Source organism: Hydrogenovibrio sp. (assembly GCF_049975065.1).
In the GTDB taxonomy this organism is placed as follows: Bacteria; Pseudomonadota; Gammaproteobacteria; order Thiomicrospirales; family Thiomicrospiraceae; genus Hydrogenovibrio.
Genome location: NZ_JBNGDN010000006.1, coordinates 1 through 21,099 on the forward strand (window position 1 = coordinate 1; position 21,099 = coordinate 21,099).

At 51.2% G+C, this 21,099-nt stretch carries 18 protein-coding genes; 3 read left to right on the forward strand and 15 right to left on the reverse strand.

Annotated elements, in window-relative coordinates; genetic code table 11:
- From gorA to mnmC, 12 genes are all read right to left on the reverse strand, one after another.
- On the reverse strand, nucleotides 1-1,325 hold a 1,325-nt coding region (gene gorA / locus ACP5D0_RS01915), incomplete at its 3' end, for a glutathione-disulfide reductase (protein ID WP_472363865.1).
- Between the two features lie 138 nt (nucleotides 1,326-1,463).
- Nucleotides 1,464-2,207: a glutathione peroxidase gene (locus ACP5D0_RS01920; RefSeq protein WP_472363866.1), complete on the reverse strand. Its 744-nt coding sequence runs from the start codon at nucleotides 2,205-2,207 to the stop codon at nucleotides 1,464-1,466.
- A gap of 282 nt (nucleotides 2,208-2,489) precedes the next feature.
- Entirely contained in the window at nucleotides 2,490-3,110 is a 621-nt protein-coding gene (locus ACP5D0_RS01925; RefSeq protein WP_472363867.1) for an OmpA family protein, read from the reverse strand.
- 120 nt (nucleotides 3,111-3,230) lie between these two features.
- Nucleotides 3,231-3,680, reverse strand: coding sequence for a hypothetical protein (locus tag ACP5D0_RS01930; RefSeq protein WP_472363868.1), 450 nt, complete (start codon nucleotides 3,678-3,680; stop codon nucleotides 3,231-3,233).
- A gap of 69 nt (nucleotides 3,681-3,749) precedes the next feature.
- Complete coding sequence (locus ACP5D0_RS01935; RefSeq protein ID WP_472363869.1) at nucleotides 3,750-4,961, reverse strand: BaiN/RdsA family NAD(P)/FAD-dependent oxidoreductase; 1,212 nt, start codon at nucleotides 4,959-4,961, stop codon at nucleotides 3,750-3,752.
- Entirely contained in the window at nucleotides 4,958-5,722 is a 765-nt protein-coding gene (locus tag ACP5D0_RS01940; RefSeq protein WP_472363870.1) for a competence/damage-inducible protein A, read from the reverse strand. The genes ACP5D0_RS01935 and ACP5D0_RS01940 overlap by 4 nt, the downstream gene beginning before the upstream one ends.
- Nucleotides 5,723-5,735: 13 nt before the next feature.
- Nucleotides 5,736-8,570: a PAS domain S-box protein gene (locus tag ACP5D0_RS01945; RefSeq protein ID WP_472363871.1), complete on the reverse strand. Its 2,835-nt coding sequence runs from the start codon at nucleotides 8,568-8,570 to the stop codon at nucleotides 5,736-5,738.
- Nucleotides 8,571-8,714: 144 nt separating this feature from the next.
- Entirely contained in the window at nucleotides 8,715-9,479 is a 765-nt protein-coding gene (locus ACP5D0_RS01950; protein WP_472363906.1) for an MBL fold metallo-hydrolase, read from the reverse strand.
- 69 nt (nucleotides 9,480-9,548) lie between these two features.
- Nucleotides 9,549-10,136 carry a YfaZ family outer membrane protein gene (locus ACP5D0_RS01955; protein ID WP_472363872.1) on the reverse strand — a complete coding sequence of 196 codons (588 nt, stop codon included), beginning with the start codon at nucleotides 10,134-10,136 and terminating at the stop codon, nucleotides 9,549-9,551.
- Nucleotides 10,137-10,334 carry a hypothetical protein gene (locus ACP5D0_RS01960; protein WP_472363873.1) on the reverse strand — a complete coding sequence of 66 codons (198 nt, stop codon included), beginning with the start codon at nucleotides 10,332-10,334 and terminating at the stop codon, nucleotides 10,137-10,139.
- A 20-nt stretch (nucleotides 10,335-10,354) separates the two neighbouring features.
- Nucleotides 10,355-11,392 (reverse strand): hypothetical protein, encoded by a 1,038-nt coding sequence (locus tag ACP5D0_RS01965; protein WP_472363875.1) that lies wholly within the window; start codon nucleotides 11,390-11,392, stop codon nucleotides 10,355-10,357.
- Between the two features lie 153 nt (nucleotides 11,393-11,545).
- Nucleotides 11,546-13,561, reverse strand: a complete 2,016-nt coding sequence (mnmC, locus tag ACP5D0_RS01970) for a bifunctional tRNA (5-methylaminomethyl-2-thiouridine)(34)-methyltransferase MnmC2/FAD-dependent 5-carboxymethylaminomethyl-2-thiouridine(34) oxidoreductase MnmC1 (protein ID WP_472363876.1) — start codon at nucleotides 13,559-13,561, stop codon at nucleotides 11,546-11,548.
- Between the two features lie 155 nt (nucleotides 13,562-13,716).
- Between mnmC and ACP5D0_RS01975 the strand changes: the two genes are divergently transcribed.
- The gene (locus tag ACP5D0_RS01975) at nucleotides 13,717-14,046 is read left to right on the forward strand and encodes a carboxymuconolactone decarboxylase family protein (protein WP_472363877.1); all 330 of its coding nucleotides are present in this window, start codon (nucleotides 13,717-13,719) and stop codon (nucleotides 14,044-14,046) included.
- 3 nt (nucleotides 14,047-14,049) lie between these two features.
- Here the strand turns inward: ACP5D0_RS01975 and ACP5D0_RS01980 are convergent, their stop codons facing one another.
- From ACP5D0_RS01980 to ACP5D0_RS01990, 3 genes are all read right to left on the reverse strand, one after another.
- Nucleotides 14,050-14,676: an ABC transporter ATP-binding protein gene (locus ACP5D0_RS01980; protein WP_472363878.1), complete on the reverse strand. Its 627-nt coding sequence runs from the start codon at nucleotides 14,674-14,676 to the stop codon at nucleotides 14,050-14,052.
- A complete protein-coding gene (gene uvrD, locus ACP5D0_RS01985) occupies nucleotides 14,676-16,904 on the reverse strand; it encodes a DNA helicase II (RefSeq protein WP_472363879.1) in 2,229 nt (742 codons plus the stop codon). The genes ACP5D0_RS01980 and uvrD overlap by 1 nt, the downstream gene beginning before the upstream one ends.
- Before the next feature lie 171 nt (nucleotides 16,905-17,075).
- Complete coding sequence (locus tag ACP5D0_RS01990) at nucleotides 17,076-18,134, reverse strand: PDDEXK nuclease domain-containing protein (RefSeq protein ID WP_472363880.1); 1,059 nt, start codon at nucleotides 18,132-18,134, stop codon at nucleotides 17,076-17,078.
- A gap of 995 nt (nucleotides 18,135-19,129) precedes the next feature.
- On the opposite strand from ACP5D0_RS01990, the gene trxA reads away from it, so the two are divergent.
- A complete protein-coding gene (trxA, locus tag ACP5D0_RS01995; protein WP_472363881.1) occupies nucleotides 19,130-19,456 on the forward strand; it encodes a thioredoxin TrxA in 327 nt (108 codons plus the stop codon).
- Nucleotides 19,457-19,629: 173 nt separating this feature from the next.
- On the forward strand, nucleotides 19,630-20,889 hold the full coding sequence (gene rho / locus ACP5D0_RS02000) for a transcription termination factor Rho (RefSeq protein WP_472363882.1): 1,260 nt from the start codon (nucleotides 19,630-19,632) through the stop codon (nucleotides 20,887-20,889).
- Nucleotides 20,890-21,099: the final 210 nt, after the last annotated feature.

A 21,099-nucleotide genomic window follows, 5' to 3' on the forward strand; every position in this document is an offset into this window, starting at 1 on the left:
CTCGGGTGAATGGCGATGGTCGCATCCAAATCCGCTTTGGTCGCGCCCATTTGCACCGCCACCGCGAATCCTTGCAGCATTTCATCCGCGCCGTCACCGACGATGTGAATGCCGACCACTTTCTGCTCTTCACCGACACACACCAATTTCAAAGCCGTTTTAATTTGATGCTCAGTGAAGGCATAACGCATCGGGGTAAACACCGATGAATAGACCTGAACATTGTCGTGACCGTATTCACGGCGCGCATCATGTTCGGCCAACCCAATCGTGCCCACCGGCGGATGCGAAAACACCACTGTCGGCACTTTGGACAAATCCATTTTCAACTGCGGCTGGTTGTTATACAGCCGTTCCGCCAGATAACGCCCGGCACGGATGGCGACCGGCGTCAACTGCGCCTGCCCGGTGACATCCCCAATGGCATAGATATTCGGCACATCGGTCTGGTGATAGTCGTTAACGTCGATAAATCCACGTCCGTTGACTTCCAACCCGACCTTGTCCAAGGCCAACGGCTCGGTCAAGGTCTGACGCCCCACGGCCCAGATGACTTCATCAAAGCCTTCCAGGTGCTGACCGTCTTCCGACTCGACGATCAAAGTTCCGTCGTCGGCCTTTATCAACTTCTTGACCTTGAAGTGGTATTCCTTATGAATGCCGCTTTCGATCATGGCATCGGTCAGGGTTTCACGTACCATGTCGTCGAAACCGCGTAACACCAAATCCTTTCGACTGATTAAGGTGGTGTCGGTGCCCAATGCCTGCAAAACCCCGGCAATTTCCACCGCGATGTAACCGCTGCCGATGACCGCCACTTTTTTCGGCTGTTCCTGCAAGGCGAAAAAGCCATCCGAGGTGATGCCCAAGTCAGCGTTTTCGGTTTCATTCGGAATCAACGGCGTGCCGCCCGGGGCAATCACAATGGTTTCAGCGGTCACAATTTTTCCGTCGACCGACACAGTGTGCGCATCGACAAAACGGCCCCAGCCTTCCAGCACATCAATGCCCAAATCCTTCATGTAACCGCCGTACCAAGTGGTGATATTGGAAATGTAGTTTTCACGACGCTTCACCAATTCCGACCAGTCGAACCCTTTGCGTTCCACGTGGAACCCAAAGTCCGGCGCATCACGGAGCGCTTCTGCAATATGCGCACCAAACCACATCACTTTTTTCGGCACACAGCCGATATTCACGCAGGTGCCGCCCATCTTCTTGGCTTCCACCACGGCGCATTTTTTACCGTACTCGACGGCACGCTCCACAACGGACAAACCACCGCTACCGGCACCAATGGCAATCAAATCGTAATCATATTGCATCTTGCACTTTCCTCTTCCTGAAAAAACGTCTATGTATTGGCATCAACCCATATCAATACAGAGGCATTCTTGTTTTCATCCCTAAAAAGGCAAAAACCACCAGGTCTGGTGGTTTTTGCATCCATCTTCCTGTTTAGCTTATTTGGCCAAATAGGTTTCAAGGTCGTCGGAACCACCGATGTATTCGCCTTCGATGAAGATTTGCGGAACCGTATCCGCATTCGCGACCGCACGAAGTGTACGAGACGTCACACCGTGATTGGAAATACCGATTTCTTCATATTCAATGCCGGCATCTTCCAGCGCCGCTTTCGCTTTGGCACAGAAAGGACAAATCGGCTTGGTGAAAATGGTCGCCACTTTCGCCGCTTGTGCATTCGGGTTGATGTAATTCAGCATGGTATCGGCATCGGAGACTTCAAACGGGTCGCCCGGGACATTCGGCTCGATAAACATTTTCTCAACGACACCGTCTTTCACCAACATGGAATAACGCCATGAACGCTTACCGAAACCCAGGTCGTTTTTATCAACCAACATGCCCATGCCTTCCGTGAACTCGCCGTTCCCGTCCGGAATCAAGGTCACGTTGTTGGACTCTTGGTCTTTCGCCCATTCATTCATAACAAAGGTATCGTTTACGGACAAACAAACGATTTCATCGACACCGTTTTCGAAAAATACCGGTGCTAGCTCGTTGTAACGTGGCAAATGGGTTGAAGAACAGGTTGGGGTAAAAGCTCCCGGAAGCGAGAAAACGACAACCGTACGACCTTTGAAAATATCATCACTGTTAACATTGACCCATTCGTTATTCTGACGTGTTGGCCAGATTACGCTTGGAACTGTCTTTCCTTCACGATTTTCCATTGTTTGAGACATCTTTTTCTCCTTTAACTATAAATGTATGATCTTGACTCATGGGTGGTGGACCTATTTGTGCCACTGCCAGTCTTGCTACAAAGGGCATTCAAAACCTGCCAAGCAAAATCTTACCGCATCCTGCGTCAGGAACACAATAATGGGTTTCTTAATGCTGATAACCAGTATACCCTGTCATAAAATTTAGTAAAATTAAATATTAATTTCAATACAATAGCCACAGACTATTAACAAAAGCAAAATAAAAGCGACCGGAGCCGCTTTTATTCCAGACCAACTGGCTCATCGCGCCACAGTCAGCTCGACACGACGATTCTGAGAACGGCCTTCAACGGTAGCATTGTCGGCAAACGGGTAATCTTCACCCATACCGATTGCGGAAACACGATCACTCGAGATACCTTTGCCTTCTAAGTAGTTTTTGACAGAATCCGCACGTCTTTGCGACAGCTTTTTATTGTAGGCTGCGGTACCAGTGTTGTCTGTAAAACCACGTACATTTAATTTCATTTCCGGATTCGCATTTAAGTACTCAACATAGTCGTTCAGATCCGACTTCGCCTTATCGCTCAATTCGGCGGAATTCGTTTTGAAGAACTCGTCGAACTTAGCGGGCTTGGCCACCTGAATCACCACAACCTCTTCTACTTCAACAACTTCAGTTACGGATTCAGGCACCACTACAACTTCTTCGACTTCCGGCTTTCCGCCACACTCAGGAATGTCTTTTTTCCAGTAAATATTACGAACGCAGTTGCCATTACCGTCACGGACAATGTGCCCGTAAGAATCCCATACATAGCCACTGGCGTTATTATTAGTGACAGGCAAGTCACCGGCTTGCGCGGTAGCGGTCGCTAACATCGCGGAAGATAGAAAAAGAAGCGGTAAACGTAGTTTCATAATGATTACACCTTATAAATTGGTTAAACGAAAATCAGACCAGACTATTCTAGCACTAAATATAAATGCCCCTATAAACAAATCATAGAGTAAAAAATACTAACTTACAATAAAGACGTTTTACTGAACTGGCGCACCCTGCAATTCACGCATAAAGGTTTCCAGATGCCCCACTTCTTGGGCGTATTTCATAAGAACCCCCAGCGCCCCTTGGTCTTCCTGACGTGAAGCGATCCGCGCCGCCAATTGAAATTCACGGTCGATCACCCCACCCTGAAAGGCGTTGGCTTCCAGCAACGCCGCCAGCGCACCGACATTATTCAACAAGCACGCCGCCTGCAAGGGTTTGACGGTTTCGCCCGCTGCATCCTTGGCCACTTCCTGTTGCGGCGACACGAAATGCTCCTGAATCAATACCTTCATCATCCAGTAATTCATTTCCGGCGCTTCTTCACTTTCCAATACGTTCATGAAAATCTCATTCGGGTCAATTTTATGCTTTTGAATCAACGTCTGAACGGTTTTGGAAAAAGGCGCACGGGTGTCTTCAGGTAGATTGAGTAAATTCATAGGACGATTATTCGCTCTCGTTTGGGTTTCTGAATAACGCTATTATACGGCATTGAACCCTTCTCTTGATCAAGCCGATTGCCCGGCGGCAAAGCCGGAGGCCCAGGCCCACTGAAAATTATACCCGCCTAATTGGCCAGTGACGTCCAGCACTTCACCGATAAAATACAATCCCGGTGTGGCTTTGGCCTCCAGCGTTTTCGAAGAAATCGCATCCGTGTCGATGCCGCCCAGAGTCACTTCCGCTTTGTCGTAACCCGCGGTATCCGATGGGTAAAGCGTCCAGTCGGTCAGTTGTTCGGCATACTGCCGCAAGCGTTCATCAGGCAGTTCCGCCAGCGGTTCCGGCAAAGGGGTTCTTTCCAACCAGGCCTGGGTAAATTTCTTCGGCCAGAAACCGTTCAACCACTTTTTCAACCCGAGATTCTCTTGCTTCAAGTGCAACAAGGCTTCGGTGACTTTCAGGCCGGGCAGCAGATTCACCCGAATCGCTTCGCCCGGCCGCCAGTAATTGGAAATTTGTAACACGCCTGGGCCGCTGAGGCCCTGATGGGTAAACAATAAGGCTTCTGAAAAGGATTGTGTGGCGTCTTGATTGCTGAGGGTCACATCCAGCGACACCCCCGCCATGGCGGCGCAAAAATCGCGCAGCTTGCCATCAAACACCAAAGGCACCAGGCCTGGGCGTTTTTCGGTCACCGCCAAACCGAACTGCTCCGCCAGACGATACCCGAAGCCGCTGGCTTTGAGTTTCGGAAACGACAAGCCGCCCGTCGCCACCACCAGCGATTCGCATTCGATGATACTTTGATCAGTGATGACGCGAAACCGCAAGGGGCGGGACGACTCTTCTAGGGGTTCGACCCGCTCGATTCGTGTGTTTAATTGGAATTCAACACCGGCCCAATCGCATTCGGTGCGCAGGATTTGAATTAAGTCCCCCGCACGATTCTGGCAGAAAAGTTTGCCCAGTTCGCGTTCTTCATACGCTAGGTCATGACGATCCACCAGGTCGATAAAATCCTGTGGTTGATAACGTGCCAAGGCGCTTTTAACGAAATGCGGATTGCCGCACAGATAGTGTTCCGGCTCAACCGATCGATTGGTGAAGTTGCATTTGCCGCCGCCGGAAATGCGGATTTTGCCAGCCGCTTTCGGTGCATGATCCAATACAATAACCCTGCGACCATGATACCCAGCGGTGGCGGCACACATCAAACCGGCGGCACCCGCGCCCAGCACCAGCACATCGGTGGTACGCATGGTGGCACGCGGCGTCAAAGTATCTCAAACGTCGCCTGACGTTTTTCCGCTTCGGCAATCAACACACCCAGCCCAGCTTCGGCCTGGGCTTCAAACCCTTCAACACCCAGTTCAATGGTGCGTTCCCCACTGGACGAAATACTGGGCAGACTGAACAGGCGCAAATCCGGAAAACGTGCTTCGAAATCCTCCATAAAGGTAATCCACTCCGACTCCTGACCATCCTTCAAACGAATGGTTTTTTCCACCGTCGGTTCAAAAGTCATCTCGGCATAATAAGTATTCAGAACCCATTCCATCATGGATTTTGCCATCATCGGAAAGCCAGGCATAAAGTGATGGTCGCCCACCGAAAACCCGGGCACACGGTTATAGGCGTTTGGAATAATGCGCGCGCCCTGTGGGTATTCACCCATGTGAATGCGCTGCGGATAGGCGTCTTCTCCGAATTGCGCTTCAATTTCCCGAACCGCATCCGGGTGGCGTTCAATCGGTACGCCCAATGCTTTCGCCGCCGACTGACGAGTGCGATCATCCGGTGTCGCCCCTATGCCGCCGAACGAAAACACAATGTCGCCACTGGCAAAGGTTTCTTTTAAGGTTTCGGTCAATAGTCGCGGCTCATCCCCTAAAATCCGCACCCAGGAAATCGCCAAGCCGCGCGGGCGCAACAGGCTGTTGGCTTGCACCAAGTGCTTGTCCTGCCGTTTACCGGACAAAACCTCGTCACCGATAATCAACAGTCCGATTTTTTGGGCTATGGGATTTTCAACTGACATTATCCAGGCCTGGTTAAATTGGGTCATCACTCGCGTCAAGGTAAAACGTCACCTTTTCTGCCAGCAATGCAGGGTTAATCGGTTTACTCATATAGTCATCCATGCCGGCCGCAAAGCATTTCTCATCATCGCCTTTCATGGCATTGGCCGTCATCGCCACAATCGGAACATGCCGCCCCAGCGTCTGCTCGTGCGCACGAATGTCGCGAGTCGCCTGATAACCGTCTTTGACCGGCATCTGGCAGTCCATCAAAATCAAATCATACCCACCGGCAACGACCTTGTCGAGTGCCTCTTGACCATTGCTGGCCAATTCGGCTTGATACCCCATTTTAGCCAATAACGCCAGCGCCAGCTTTTGATTCACCAAATTGTCTTCCACCAATAGAATGCGCGCGGCGGATTTTGTCTCTGGGGGGTTGGAGGCCACCGCTGGATCGGGTGGCGTTGACGCGGCGTCCGCCTCTGGTGCTTTCACAGTGACCGGTTCGCCACTCAAGGAATCATCACCAAGCCCGTCATCCGATGAATCCAAGGCCGCCAAAAAGGACAGCGGATGAACCGGTTTTGCCAGACACACAGCCGAAGCCGGCTCAAAGAAGGGTCGATACTCACTTACCTGCAACTGATGCCGTGTGACCAACCAAATTACAGGCACCGACTGTTCGCTCAACCATTGCATGGCGCTTAACAACGCCGCCGGATCCGGTTGAATGGTTTCCAAATGCACCAGATCCACCAGCAGCCGGTCATAAGACGGCTGCTGAACCGACTGTTGGAACTGCGACCAGTCCGCCAGCGGAACCAACGCCACATTCAAATCGGCCATTTGCTGACACCAACGTTCAATCGGCGGGATGGCCGGTGCCAAGTAAAGCGCGGCTTTAGGCTCCGTTCTAGGGACTAAACAAGGGGTGTCACTCAATACCGACACCGGAATGCGAAATGAAAACTGTGACCCTTGCCCCTGCACACTGTGAAACGCCAGATGACCGCCCATCAGCTCAACCAACTGCTGGGAAATCACTAAGCCCAAACCGGTTCCGCCATGCAGTCGGGTTGAGGTGCCATCCACTTGCGAAAAGGCTTTAAACAGCTTTTGTTGTGCGTCCGCCGAAATGCCGATCCCTGTGTCCTGCACCTCAAAAATCAGCCCGGGTTGAGCGGCCTTCGCGTCCAGCTTAACCACTAAGAGCACATAGCCGCTTTCGGTAAACTTAATCGCATTGCCTAATAAATTGACCAGCACCTGACGGGTTCGCCCCGGGTCTAACGTAAGTTCTGACGGCAAATCGACATCGAGAATGCTGTCGAAACGCAATCCCTTCGCAAACGCCAGGTCGGCCACCACCTTCACCACGCTGTCCAACCAATCCAGCAAGAAAATCGATTCTGTTTGAATGGTCAGCTTACCGGCTTCGATTTTGGAAAAATCGAGAATATCGTTGATAATCTGCAACAAAGCGGCCGCACTGGACGAAACCGTTTCCGCCATCGAACGCTGTTCCTGCGTCAAAGGCGAGTCCAACAGCAAGTTGGTCATGCCGATCACACCGTTCATCGGGGTACGAATTTCATGACTCATATTCGCCAAAAACTCCGACTTCAATTGCGCCGATTGAATGGCTTCATCCCGCGCTTTCGCCATGGTGTCTTCCATCTTAACCTGCTCGGTAATGTCTCGAATCACACCGGTAAACACCAACGAATCATTCAACTGCACCTCACTGACCGACAAATCTATCGGAAACCGCTCACCGTTCTTGCGCAAACCTTCAACGCGTCGAGTTCGACCGATCACGCTTTTTTGACGGGTGTGCATATAATGATCCAAGTAACCATCATGGGCGTTACGGTAAGGCTCGGGCATCAGCATTTTAATGTTTTCACCCAACAGCTCATCCATGTGATACCCAAATAGCGCTTCGATAGCGTGATTCACTTCAATGACGATGCCCTTGGCATCGATCACCACAATCACATCCGTCACCGAATTCATTACCGCCCGCATTTTATTCTGGTTCATCACCAGTTCGGACGTGAGTTGTTCGCGATATTGGGCTTCTTTGCTCAAACGCGCATTGGCACTGGATTGCTCTTTCAGCAATTGACGGGTTCTTTGCAACGCCCCTTTCAGACGTCGCATCATCACCGCCAGCAGCATCAGCGTAATCAGCGCCAAAGCGACCATTAACAAAAATGAATTCAGTGTTTGCTGTTGATCCGCATAGGCATAACTCAATGGGCGCTGCACCTCCAGAACACCACGCACATCACCGGTTTTCCAATCGGTTTTCGGTGTCCCTGGGTAGGTATTGTGGCAAGCCACACAGCCTTCCTGCAACACATCGGCTCGCGCAAAACGCAGAATGGCCTGACCGCCCAGCGTCTCAATTCGCCAAAAAGATTCCTGCGGATGCTCGCGCAGAAACGCCATGGCATCGGCTTCGAACGCATCCAGCTGATGCGAATCGGGACTCCAGTCAAACGGCTGATCGCTGAACAGTTTGACCTTATAACCGTCCCGCCCGGCGGACAGGTAACGCCCGAACTCCTTGGCAAAAGTCGCCGGTAACGGCGCGGCACCGTCCGGGTGCTGTTTGAAGTCGTGGGTAATCGGAACGCCGCGTTTCACCAGGCCTGGTAAAATTTGTTTTGCATAAAAATTACGGTATTTAACAACAGAAACAGCAAAGTTTTTCGCATCTTCCAGCGCCACATTTTGATTTACTTGCTGGTTTTCAAGGTAGTTCTGCCAGAAAACAAATGCGATTCCCACCAATAAAAGTGGGGTGATGATGAAAAAAGCATAGCCTTTTTCAAGCCACGAATTGATTATTTTTTTCACAAAAGCCACACCCGACAGTCACCCCAACGCTTAAACGGCTTTGCACGAACAGACCGTTCTAAGAGGCGGAAAACCGCCAATCATCCGCACGTGCAAAAATCTCGATGAGTATGATTTTACCGATTTTATGGCAAAGATTCTGGACTAAAGTGAAAAACGATCATTGGTTTTAAGAATATTCGGTGCCCAATCGGACAATTCCGATCGAATTTCCGCCAGCATCGTCTCATTGTCATAAGGGGGAACATTGGTTAAATAGAGGGGTGGCCGATACGCCAGTTTTTGCAAATCCTGCTTCAGCAACGCCGGATAATAATGTTGTGCCAAGCGGCTGATTTCGGCATCAGAGGAGGCGTATTGATTGTCCACGATCAACATATCGACTGGCAGCAACTGATTGAGCCCAGCCCAAAAACCATCGTTCTGGTAACAGTCTCCGCTGAACGCCACCGAAGCGTCGCCGGAGGTCACCACATAACCGGTCGCGGGAATCGAGTGTTGAACCGGTAGGCTGCGCACTGTGAAGTCGGAAAAGACCCTTTCGGCATCCGGCGCAATCACATTCAGCTTAACACAGGGCGCATCTTCGGACGGAATTTTCAGAAAATCCGGCCAGATGACGTCATTAAAGATATGCGTTTTCAAAGCCTCAATAGTGTGCGCAATGCCATACACCTGAACCGGCGTATCAAACGTATTAACAATGCTGTTCAATAAAAACGGCAAGTGGGCAATATGATCCAGATGACTGTGGGTTAAAAACACATGACGAATCCGAGCCATTTCCGCCACCGTTAACGCCTCCACGCCCGTACCGCAATCGACCAGCACAGAATCGTTAATCAGAAAAGCGGACGTGCCATGCCCCGGCGCAATGCCACCGTTGCAGCCTAGAACGCGCAACCTCATGGACACTTAAACCCAATCATCGACACCGCAATCGGAATCGCTAAGCGCCTAAAATATGCAACGAGTGCCTTAAAAACCAATCCGAACTCCGATCATAAAATGATCATCCAAGTTGTGGGAACCGCTGGCAAAATCCGCTTCCAGCTTGCGATACCCCAAATACGCCATCACATTCGACAGCATTTGCAACTCACCTCGCACCTTCCACTCGTTGGCGGTGCGCGCATCGCCAAACACCGTTACTTCCGGCGCATACAGGTAATCCGCATAAATCGCCGACGGCATCGAAGTCGGCAGCCAATAACGCCCCAACACGCCCATCATCAGGCCGTAACCGTTTTTACTGTCCGCGTTTTTTTCCAGATAAAACAGCTTACCTTTCAGCCCCAACTCAACATTCGGGCTGCCAAACAAGCCTTTTTTGGCAATGCTACCAAACAGGTCAATCATGTAATCACTGTCGGTATTAAAGAGCGCATTCACACCCAAGTTGGTAATATCCTGCGGGGCTTCGCGCAGCGTGTACAAACCGACTTTGGCCGATTGCTCGGACAGACTGAGATCGACGCCCATATGACCATCGTTTGCAAGGGTCGGTGTGGCGAGCAATATCCCCGCACTTAACCAACCCGCACGCCATAATTTTCTAAACCGCATTTAAGGTGCTTCCTTTTGTTGTTGCTGAACTTGCTCCACCGCACCGGTGACCGCGTCACCGGTTTCTTCTAGGGCGATCACGCCCTTCTGCAAAGCATTCAAGGCTGTTTGCGCCAAATCACGACCATCGAACCAGTCGAACATAATCGCCAGCGCCATAAAACCGATTAACAGAATAACCAGAATCACCTTTGACATCAAGCCTCCCGCCGCTCAGATTAACGATTATAGTTAAAGTGGTTCACTTTATTCATATAGTCCACCGACGTTTTCACAATGGTGTCAGTCGCTTCTTCCGCAAACACCAACAGTGCGGAATCGGTCGCGGCTTCCAGCTGAATGTTTTCGCCCGTGTATTCATCACTGATGGTGGCCACGGTCACATCCTGTGCATCAATCATTTCCAGATCGCCGACCAAGCTGACTTGATACAGCATGCCTTTTTGAGTGTAAGTGGATTCAATAAAGTACTTAAAGGTCAAGTCCGGCTTTCTCGCCGATAGGCTGAAACCCTGCGAAGCCAAGGCTTTCTGGAAGGCTTTTTCAAACCGTCGGGTTTCAGGCGTACTCGCATCAAGATTCACGATGATTTCTGCCATCAATCGTTCCATACGACCACTCAACAGCGAGGCCAGTTGATCGTTCGGCAAGGTCACGGCCTGACCCTCAAAGGCTTCCAGCTCCGTTTTCAAGCGGGCACGCTCATTTAGGGTCGGCATGGCCGGTAGCAATGACAAGAGCTGGTTAAGCTTGCGGCCATCACTGCTCAAATGCACATAATCGGTCAACTGAGCATCCAGAACACTCAAACGCTCCGACAGCGCTTGACGCACATCCGCTTTCGGCAACTTGGCTTGGACGAACACCGCGCCAGTGGTGTCATCGACATACACCTTGTCGGAGTCCGATAGGATCATGGCAAACGGCTTAGTTTCCGCTTCAATCGCTTCCAGCAACTTGGTTTTAAAAGGCGATGCCGTGTTATCCACCGCCATCATGTCCGTGGTCGGCAAGGGTTGCAACTTCCCCCTGACCAGTGCCCAGAGATTTTCATTGGCCTGTTCTTTGGCTTGTGCAATGGCGGCCTCCTGACCGAGCGTCAAAGGCGCCTGCCCCTTGGCGTATAAAAACTGACCGTCATCATCTTGCGTTGAAACCGTCCAAGCCGGGGCGACGTTTTCAGCCGCTTGATTTTCATTGACCGGCGTTTGTGAACAAGCGGATAAAAAACCGCCGAGAAGGAGCAGAACTGCCATATTTTTTTTCATTATCGTTAACCACTTTTTAGAGATATTTTTAACCCGCAAACAGGCCTAAGACCATCGGAAATCGCCTGACTGCTGTTTATAGGTACAACTGAAGTCGTTTATGTTACTTTATCTCGCATCAATACTGAAGAGTAAAAAGGCTTAACCAAGCGTTTTACCACTGCGCCAGGCTCGGATGGCAAAACGTGCCGGATGCACCGCTTGATAGAGTGCCATCGGCATTAAGGATCGCTCGCCAGTCACCTGCCGTGCAATCATATCCGCCGCCAGAAACACCGACATCAATCCCCGTGCGCCGTGCCCGTTACTGACATACAGCCCCGGCGGATAGCGCTGCGGTGCATAACGAAACACCGCTTGGGTATGCGATTGACTGAAATAGGCTTGCTGCATCCAATCCCAATCCGGCACGGCACCAATGACCGGCAAATGATCGGCCGTGGTCGGGCGAAACCCAACCTTGCCCGACGGTGCCCTCGCTCGCGGAAGGGCATCATGGCGCAACCAGTCGGGCAAGGCTTCGGAAACCATCGCTGCATTTTCCAAATCCGCCTCCAGGCTCAGGCTCGGCGATAAGCTCGGCGCTTCAAAGCTCGCACCGGTAACGGCCACCACCCCACCACAAGCCGCTCCCAAACTGACAGTGTAACCGCGATGCGTGACCGGGCATCTTAATGGCGATGCGATTGAATCGGTCGGCAAATGCGTCACCTGCCCCTTCACCGGACGAATCGGCAGAGCCAATTGCGCATTCAGTTCGGACGCCAGTGCGCCCGTTGCCACCACCAAAACATCCGACACAAGCGTACCCTCTTGGGTGTGAATCGTCCAAGCCTGGTGCTGTTTCTCAAACCCCGTGACCCTGTTGTTCAAGCGGACTTGAATCCCTTTATGGCGAAGACATCGCGCCACCACCGTGGTCGGTTGCACCCAACCACCTTGCGGAAAATAAAGCCCTTCAAAAGGTGTTTCCTGACCGATAATGTCACTCGCTTGCTCGGCATGGCACCACCGAGCAAAGTCCGGCGGCAAACCCACCCGTTGCCCACTGTCTTGCAATCGTTGTTTCAGGTTATCGGTGACGGCCAACTGCATTAAACCGTTCAGTTCACCCGTCACTTCGCCGCTCTGTATCCAAGGTTTGAGCCAGGCCTGGGTGATTTCAAAACCGCGCAGATAAAACTGACTGCGCAGGTTCCAGTCCGCCGTCACTAACGGGTGAATCGCGCCGGCCAGATTGCCCGAAGCCTGCTCAGCCGGCTGCGAAGCCGCCTCCAAAACGCGCACGTCCAAACCGCGTTGCGCCAAGGCGTAAGCCACCGTCGCCCCCGCCAAGCCTGCGCCAATCACCACCGCCGTTTTCGGTGCGTCCAAGCTGGGCGGCCGCACAAACCAAGGGGTTTTCGACGAAAAGGCGCGTGTCGCCACCAGCTGCCCGAAACACATTTCGCGCTTCAGGCCGAAACCCGGCTGTTTCGAGACATCGAACCCCGCCTTCTGCAAACCGCGCCGCACCTCGCCCGCTGCGGTAAAGGTCGCAAAGGTGGTGCCCGCCTGACCCAGCCGCGCCATGTGACCATAAAGCGCTTCCCGCCACATATCTGGGTTCCGCGATGGAGTAAACCCATCCAAAAACCAGGCCGCCACGGCATCCTCACACTCAATCAACCCCTGCAACACATCGCCAAACCACAGCGTCAAACGCACACGACCACCAAATAGGCACACCTCATGCCAGCCCGGCAGTCGCAAAGGGTAGGCGTCCCGTAACGCCTGAGACACAAGCGACAGTTCATCAAAAGCGGCATGGGCTTTTTGCAGCTCCGTCTTGTCCAAAGGGTATTTTTCAAACGACAGAAAATACAACACCGCGCTTGGCGGCGCCGTTTGCAACCACAGCCGCACCGTCAGCAAAAAGTTCAGTCCGGTTCCAAACCCGGTTTCCGCCACACTGAAAACAGCGTTTTCCGCCAGGCCTGCAAACCGCGCAGGCAAACGGTTGGGTTGCACAAAAACATAATCGGCCTCGGCCAAACCGTTCTGATCGGAATAATACACATCTTCAAACGCCACCGCTCTCGGAACCTGACCGTCTCCCCAGTCAATCTGAGGTGCCATCAACCCTCTGTCGTTTTGCCTGTCCTTTTGTTGGCTCATTGAGATCCCTGCTAAATGTTCAAATATTTGTCACAAAATGCCAAACAACCCACATCCTTTTTACGGTAATATTAATGAGCGCTTGGCACAAAGTTGGATGCGTTCATCCCCCAGCCTTAGCCGCCAACCCTTACCAAAAACCAGAGGAGCCACACATGGAAAGACTGCAAGAAACCGGACAACTGATGGGGCGTTTAATGCAGGACATGCCCGAACAGATCAAAGAATTCGGCGCCTTTATTAAAATCGCCGAAAAAGACGGCGCTTTGAACGAAAAAAACAAACACCTGATCCTGCTGTCACTGGCGATTGCCTTCCAGTGCGGCTGGTGCATCGCGGTTCACACCAAAGACTGCGTTGCCGCCAAAGCCACCAAAGAAGAAATTCTCGAAGCGGCGATGATGGCGGTCGTCATGGGTGGCGGCCCGAAACTGATGTATATGGAAGTCCTGTACGAAGAACTGGATAAGTACTTCGACAAATAAGCGCTAACCGCCTTGCTCCCCGCCAACGGCTGGCGATTTTGCCAGCACCAGCTGACGGGAAGCCAGTCGTTCGACCTGTTCTGGGTCGTGCGACACCCAAACCGCACACCCTCCGGCCTCGGCTAAATACCCCTGCACCAAGGCTTCTAACGCCAAGGTCGTATTCGGATCCAGATTGGCCGTCACTTCATCCAACAACAACACTTTCGGCCGAAAGGCCAGCCCGCGCAACAACGCCAAACGCTGTTTTTCGCCACTCGACAAAGCCGCCACCGTCTGTTTCAGAATCGATCGATCCAACCCCAGCGCCGTCAGACCAGACAATAACCAGGCCTGGTCATTTTCAATAGCGGCTTGCGGATAATGCGCCAAAACAGCGTCTTCCCACCAGGCCGTTTCCGCCGGAAACCACATCACTTGGCGCCGCCACACCGGCGCAGGAAAATCGCTTTGTTTCTTGGCATTCAGCCAGGCCTGGCCGGAATGGGGTTCCAGATCCGCCAACGCGCGTAACAACAACGATTTACCGGAACCCGAAACGCCCGATACCATCATAATTTCTTGTTCGGCCAAAGCAAAGGATACCGGCGCCAACAAGGACGGAATGCCCAATTCCTCGACGCGGAACATCACAATTTCTCCAGCTTGGCAAATGCCGCCACCAACCATTTGGAACCGGCGTGATTGAAGTTCACCTGAACCCGTGCATGATCCCCCGCGCCTTCGGTGGCCAGCACCGTGCCTTCGCCGAACTTCTGGTGAAACACTCGCTCGCCAATCTGATAACCGCTTTCATTCAAGCTGGCCGACCCGCCTGCGCCCAATCCGCCGCCATAGGACGCCGTGGTCGCCTGTGCCGACCCGTTTAAACGCACTTGCTGCACACAGTCTTGCGGGATTTCTTTTAAAAAGCGTGACGGTAAGGGATAAAACTCCGAACCGTGCATCCGGCGACGATTGGCATAGGAAATCACCAACTGCTTTTCCGCCCGGGTAATGCCGACATAAGCCAGACGGCGCTCTTCTTCCATGCGATACGGATCTTCCTGCGACTGTTGTGACGGGAAAAGACCTTCTTCCAAACCAATCATAAACACCAGCGGAAACTCCAACCCTTTGGCGGCGTGCAACGTCATCAACTGCACCGACGACGCCCAATGATCCGCCTGTTGCTCACCGGCCTCCAACGCCGCCTGCGCCAAAAATTCCGCCAAGGGGTTATCGAAACTGGGATTAGCGAAATTCGGTTCATCGAACGCATTACTCGGCAAATCCGCCACGCTTTCATGGGTACGCATCGGCTTAAACTGACTGACGGCGTTAATCAACTCGTCGATGTTTTCCAAGCGGCTCTGACCTTGCTCGGAGGTGTCCTTTTCAAAATGCAGCTGCAAGCCGGAACGCGACACCACTTGCATCACCTGATCCTGCAAATTTTGCCCTTCGGTGCTTTGATCCAACGCCTCAATTAAGGTGAGAAATCCGTTCACCGCCGTTTTGGCACGCGCCGTTAGACCGACCTCCACCAATTGACGAGCCGCTTGCCAAAGCGAAATTTCTTCCATCCGCGCCACTTCACGAATCTGGTCAGCGGTTTTATGGCCGATGCCGCGCGGCGGATGGTTGTACACCCGCTCAAAGGCCGCATCGTCTTCCCGGCTGATCAGCAAACGCAAATAGGCCAACACATCTTTGATTTCGGCACGGTCGTAAAAGCGCAAGCCGCCATAGACCCGATAGGGAATCTGCGCCTGCAACAGCGCCTGTTCTATCACCCGCGATTGCGCATTGGAGCGATACAACACGGCGACTTCCGAACGGCCGCCGCCCTGCTCGCACCAGGCTTCAATCTGATTACAAATATAGCGCGCTTCATCCTGCTCATTGAAGGCCTCGTAAATTTGAATCGGCTCGCCGTCTTCGCCGGCGCTCCACAGGTTTTTGCCCATACGATCCTGATTATGGGCAATGAGCGTATTCGCGGCCTTCAAAATCATATTTGTGGAACGGTAGTTCTGTTCCAGGCGCACGGTTTTGACGTCGGCAAAATCTTCGTCAAAACGGCGAATGTTCTCGATTTTCGCCCCACGCCAACCGTAAATGGACTGGTCGTCGTCACCGACGATAAACAATTTGCCCGTGGCGCCCGCCAACACCCGCAACCAGGCGTATTGCAAGGTATTAGTGTCCTGAAACTCGTCCACCAAAATATGACGGTAACGATTTTGATAATGCGCCAGCACCTGCGGATTCTTCAACCAAAGCTCATGGGCACGCAACAGCAGTTCGGCAAAATCCACCAGGCCTGCCCGTTTACACTGATCTTCGTAGGCCTGGTAAATTTGCACCATTTTACGCACATAGGGATTGTGTCCGGCGTCAATGTGATGCGGGCGCCGCCCTTCTTCCTTTTCACCATTAATAAACGCCTGCACCTGTTTATGCGGCCACTGCGCTTCGTCCAACTCCAAGGCTTTCAATAACCGCTTGATCACGCGTTTCTGATCATCGGCATCGAGAATCTGAAACGCTTGCGGCAATCCGACTTCTTTAAAGTGCGTGCGCAACAGTCGATAAGCGATGCCGTGAAAGGTGCCCATGGTGATGCCTTGCGACTGGTTGCCAATCAACGCCTCCACCCGACCGCGCATTTCACTGGCGGCTTTATTGGTGAAGGTCACGGCCAAAATGTTATAGGCCGAAAACCCCATTACCTCCGTCAACCAGGCAATGCGATGCACCAGCACCCGGGTTTTGCCACTGCCAGCGCCCGCCAAAATCAACGCATGGCGATCCTCCACCGTCACCGCTTCGCGCTGGGCGTCGTTCAAATCATTTAATAGGTGTGAAATATCCATTTAAAAACCAACTTGTTTTATTTTGTGCCCCGCTTAACACGCGCCCTGCTCGCCAGCGACGCAACCGTCCGCTTGGCTAAAACGCATATCCTAAAGGATTTTCCGATTTTCTAGCCCGAATGTTTCATAAATTTGTGCTGAGATTGCGCAGAAACGTATTTTGAACGGGCTTCATGATTGATTTTCTGGGTCATTTAAGGCTTGTAATGCTTTTGCGCGTTCACGCTCGAGTTCACGTTTGAGTTCTTCTTCACTGGGTAAATAGGGCAGATATTCGGCACTAAAAAGTTGTTTTTGGTCGGCCAGCACCGAGTATTTGGCCACGGCTTCGCTTTTTTCACTGCATAGCACTAGGCCGATAGTGGGGTTGTCATCTTCGCCTTTGCGCTGTTCGTCATAGAGACGAATATAGGTGTCCATTTGACCAATATCTTGATGGGTGAGCTTGCCAAGTTTTAAATCGAGCAGTAAAAAACATTTGAGCTTGAAGTTGTAAAACACCAAGTCAATATAGAAATCTTGGTCGTCAAAACGGATGCGTTGTTGGCGTTCAACAAAGGCAAACCCTTTGCCGAGTTCAAGCAAGAACTGTTGTAGGTTGCTGATAATCGCTTGTTCGATGTCGGTTTCTTGATAGGTTTTGTCTTGTAGATTCAAAAAATCGAGTATGTACGGATCACGCAAATAATCCTTTGCCGTTTCTGCTAGCGACTGGGTTTTTTCTTGCGCTTCTTGTTCAACCAAGGCTTTGTCTTTGCTGGCAAGCAGGCGCTCATAATAGAGTTTTTGGATTTGGCGATCTAAGGCTCTGGCGCTCCAACTTTGATCAATGGCTTCTTTGAGATACCAGTCTCTGGCTTGCGGGTTTTCGACTCTTAACAGGCTGCGGTAATGCGTCCAGCTCAATTCAAGACGCACTGCGTCTCGTTTTGGAAAAGCCAAGTAGAATTTACGCATATTTCTAAGATTGGTGACATCAAACCCCTTGCCGAGTTTTTCCGTGAGTTGCAATGAAAGCGCTTGTAATTGTTGTTTGCCATAGGCGGCGCGACTTTCCCCCGATTGTTCGTGTTCGACAATTAAATGACCAATTTGCCAATAGCTTTGCACCATGGCAGAATTCACCGCTTGGCGAACTTGCCCCCGTGCCGATTCAATGAGTTGCGCTATGTGACCGACTAAGTTTGATAAATCAGAGTCGTTGGGTGAAAGTGCGTTGGATTCTGTCACAACTTTATCCTTTGTTCGCCAGTGCTTGAATGGTTTGATATGTATTTCGGACTTTTTGGCGGGTTTGGTAGGGTCATTTTCAAGTTATCAATACGGCTTATCAATATGGCATTCAGAAACCCCAAACAGGGTTTAATAGCTTGCCATGATTTTACACCTTCTACAAGTTTTAGGTGGGGGTGCTGTTCACCTAAAACGGAACCGGATCCTGCGGCGCGACTGCGCGGTAATCTCCGCCAGCTCCGCTAATGAAAACGTCTTTTCCATAACTTTTTTCTCAGTGCTCTGAAAGTTCTCGGTGATTTCTGCTTGGCCGCAAGCTCAAAAAACACCCCTTAACCCGAATATTTCACAAATTTGCACCGACCTTGCTTGCTCCTTGATTCCACAAGAAATATTTTCTCAGTCGGTCGTAATCACGGATACGACGCTTCTTCGAAAATTTCCTTGTGAAACCAATGCTCTGCGCAATCTCAGCACAAATTCATGAAACATTCGGGTTAAAAACACCAAGTGTAAAGAAGCGGTTAAAGAGATAAACGGTTAGGGAGAATTTTTATACAGCTTCATTCCTTTACCCATTTTTCGACAGACAAACTCGCGCCAAGATATCCCACTAGCCTTACAAAAATGGTCATTACAGGCTTACGAAGGAGGCCATTTATGAATGGAGGACAAAATTCCGACCCTATTGCGATATTTTTACTTGCAATCAAATCCTGAAGAATGTAATAATTGCAAAAATTCAAAATTATCAGCTTCATCCAAGCAGGGCACCCCGCATCATTTCAGGCAAACCGAAATGGACGACCTTGACAAGATGACAACCTTACCTCGATTCTGATCGCTTCCTGAACCGCTTAACCAGTCATTCTTTTTAAGAGTGCCTCAAGCTATCTGCACGGGAACATCCACAACATTGGATCTGCATCGAATCGGGATACAACGCGAAAATATAAACACAGAATATAATTATCTAACAAGGAGTTACCCAGATGAGTGACAACATGATTGCAACCTCCGATGCAAACTTTGAAAGTGAAGTGCTACAATCCGACATTCCGGTACTGGTGGATTTCTGGGCCGAATGGTGTGGCCCCTGTAAAATGATTGCACCGATACTGGACGAAGTGGCCGGTGAATACGCGGGAAAAATCAAAGTCGCCAAACTGAACATTGATGAAAACCCAGCCACGCCACCAAAATACGGCGTTCGCGGCATCCCGACATTGGTATTGTTCAAAAACGGTGAAATCGATGCGACCCAAGTCGGTGCCCTGTCCAAATCACAGTTGAGCGCTTTCTTGGACGGCAACCTGTAATATTTCCGGAACCGATCCGGAGCACGCTTCGTTCATCGAGACCACCGCCCATCAAGGTGCGTCTCGATCTAATCTCTACGCACGCACACAACAACGAACCACTCAGAATACCGATACACCCAACGCAACCCCCAACACTTATTTAACGTGACTCAAAGACTGACTAAAACCCTATGAACTTAAACGACCTCAAAAAAATGTCCGCCGCGGCTTTGCTGGAGATTGCCAGCGAAAAAGGATTGGATAACCTCGCCCGACAAAAGAAACAAGACATTATTTTCGCCATTTTAAAATCTCACGCCAAAAGCGGCGAAGACATTTACGGCGAAGGTGTGCTGGAAATCCTACCGGACGGATTTGGCTTTCTGCGTTCGGGGGACGGTTCCTATCTGGCCGGCCCGGATGACCTCTATGTTTCGCCCAGCCAGATTCGTCGCTTCGGCTTGCGCAAAGGCGACACCATCCAAGGCAAGATTCGCCCGCCCAAAGAAGGCGAACGCTACTTCGCCCTGCTCAAAGTGGAAAAAATCAACTTTGAAGACCCGGATGTGGCGCGTAAAAAAATCGCGTTTGAAAACCTCACGCCCCTGCATCCACAGGAACGTCTAAAAATGGAACTGGGCAATGGCAGCACCGAAGACATTACACCGCGCATTATTGACATAGCCGCTCCCTTTGGCAAAGGCCAACGTGGCTTGATTGTCGCACCGCCGAAGTCGGGTAAAACCGTCATTCTGCAGCAGATTGCGCAGTCCATCGCCGAAAATCACCCAAATGCCTATTTAATCGTGTTGCTGATTGACGAACGTCCCGAGGAAGTCACCGAAATGCAGCGCACCGTGAAGGGCGAAGTCATTTCCTCCACTTTCGACGAACCGGCGACGCGCCACGTTCAGGTGGCGGAAATGGTCATCGAAAAAGCCAAACGTCTGGTGGAACACAAAACCGATGTCATCATCCTGCTGGATTCCATCACCCGTCTGGCGCGCGCCTACAACACAGTGGTGCCGTCTTCCGGCAAAATTTTGACCGGGGGCGTGGATGCCAATGCCTTGCACCGCCCGAAACGTTTCTTCGGTGCGGCGCGTAATATCGAAGAAGGCGGTTCTTTGACGATTATCGCCACCGCGCTGGTGGACACGGGTTCCAAAATGGATGAAGTCATCTTTGAGGAATTCAAAGGCACGGGCAATATGGAGCTGCACCTGTCGCGCAGCATTGCCGAAAAACGTACCTTCCCAGCCATTAACATCGAGAAATCCGGCACACGTAAGGAAGAACTGCTCACCACTCAGGATGAACTGCAGAATATTTGGATTCTACGCCGCTTCCTGCAAGGCCTCAACAACGAAGTCGATGCCATCGAAACCCTGATTGATCAGCTGAAAGTGACCAAAACCAACGACGAACTGTTTATGGCCATGAAACGATAATCCAGCAAGCTGCAAAAAACGCCGATAATTCAATCATTAATTGCGGTTTATACTTGCATTTTCGTTTTTTAGCTCTATAATTTCGCTTTCTTTTTTTAAACAAAAGTAGTGTCTGCGCTTTTCTGCTTTGGAACGACGCCTGCCTCAGCAGGCTTTACTCAGAAAACCCGAACGGACACTGCCCAAAATATGGACCGTCATCATGCAAGC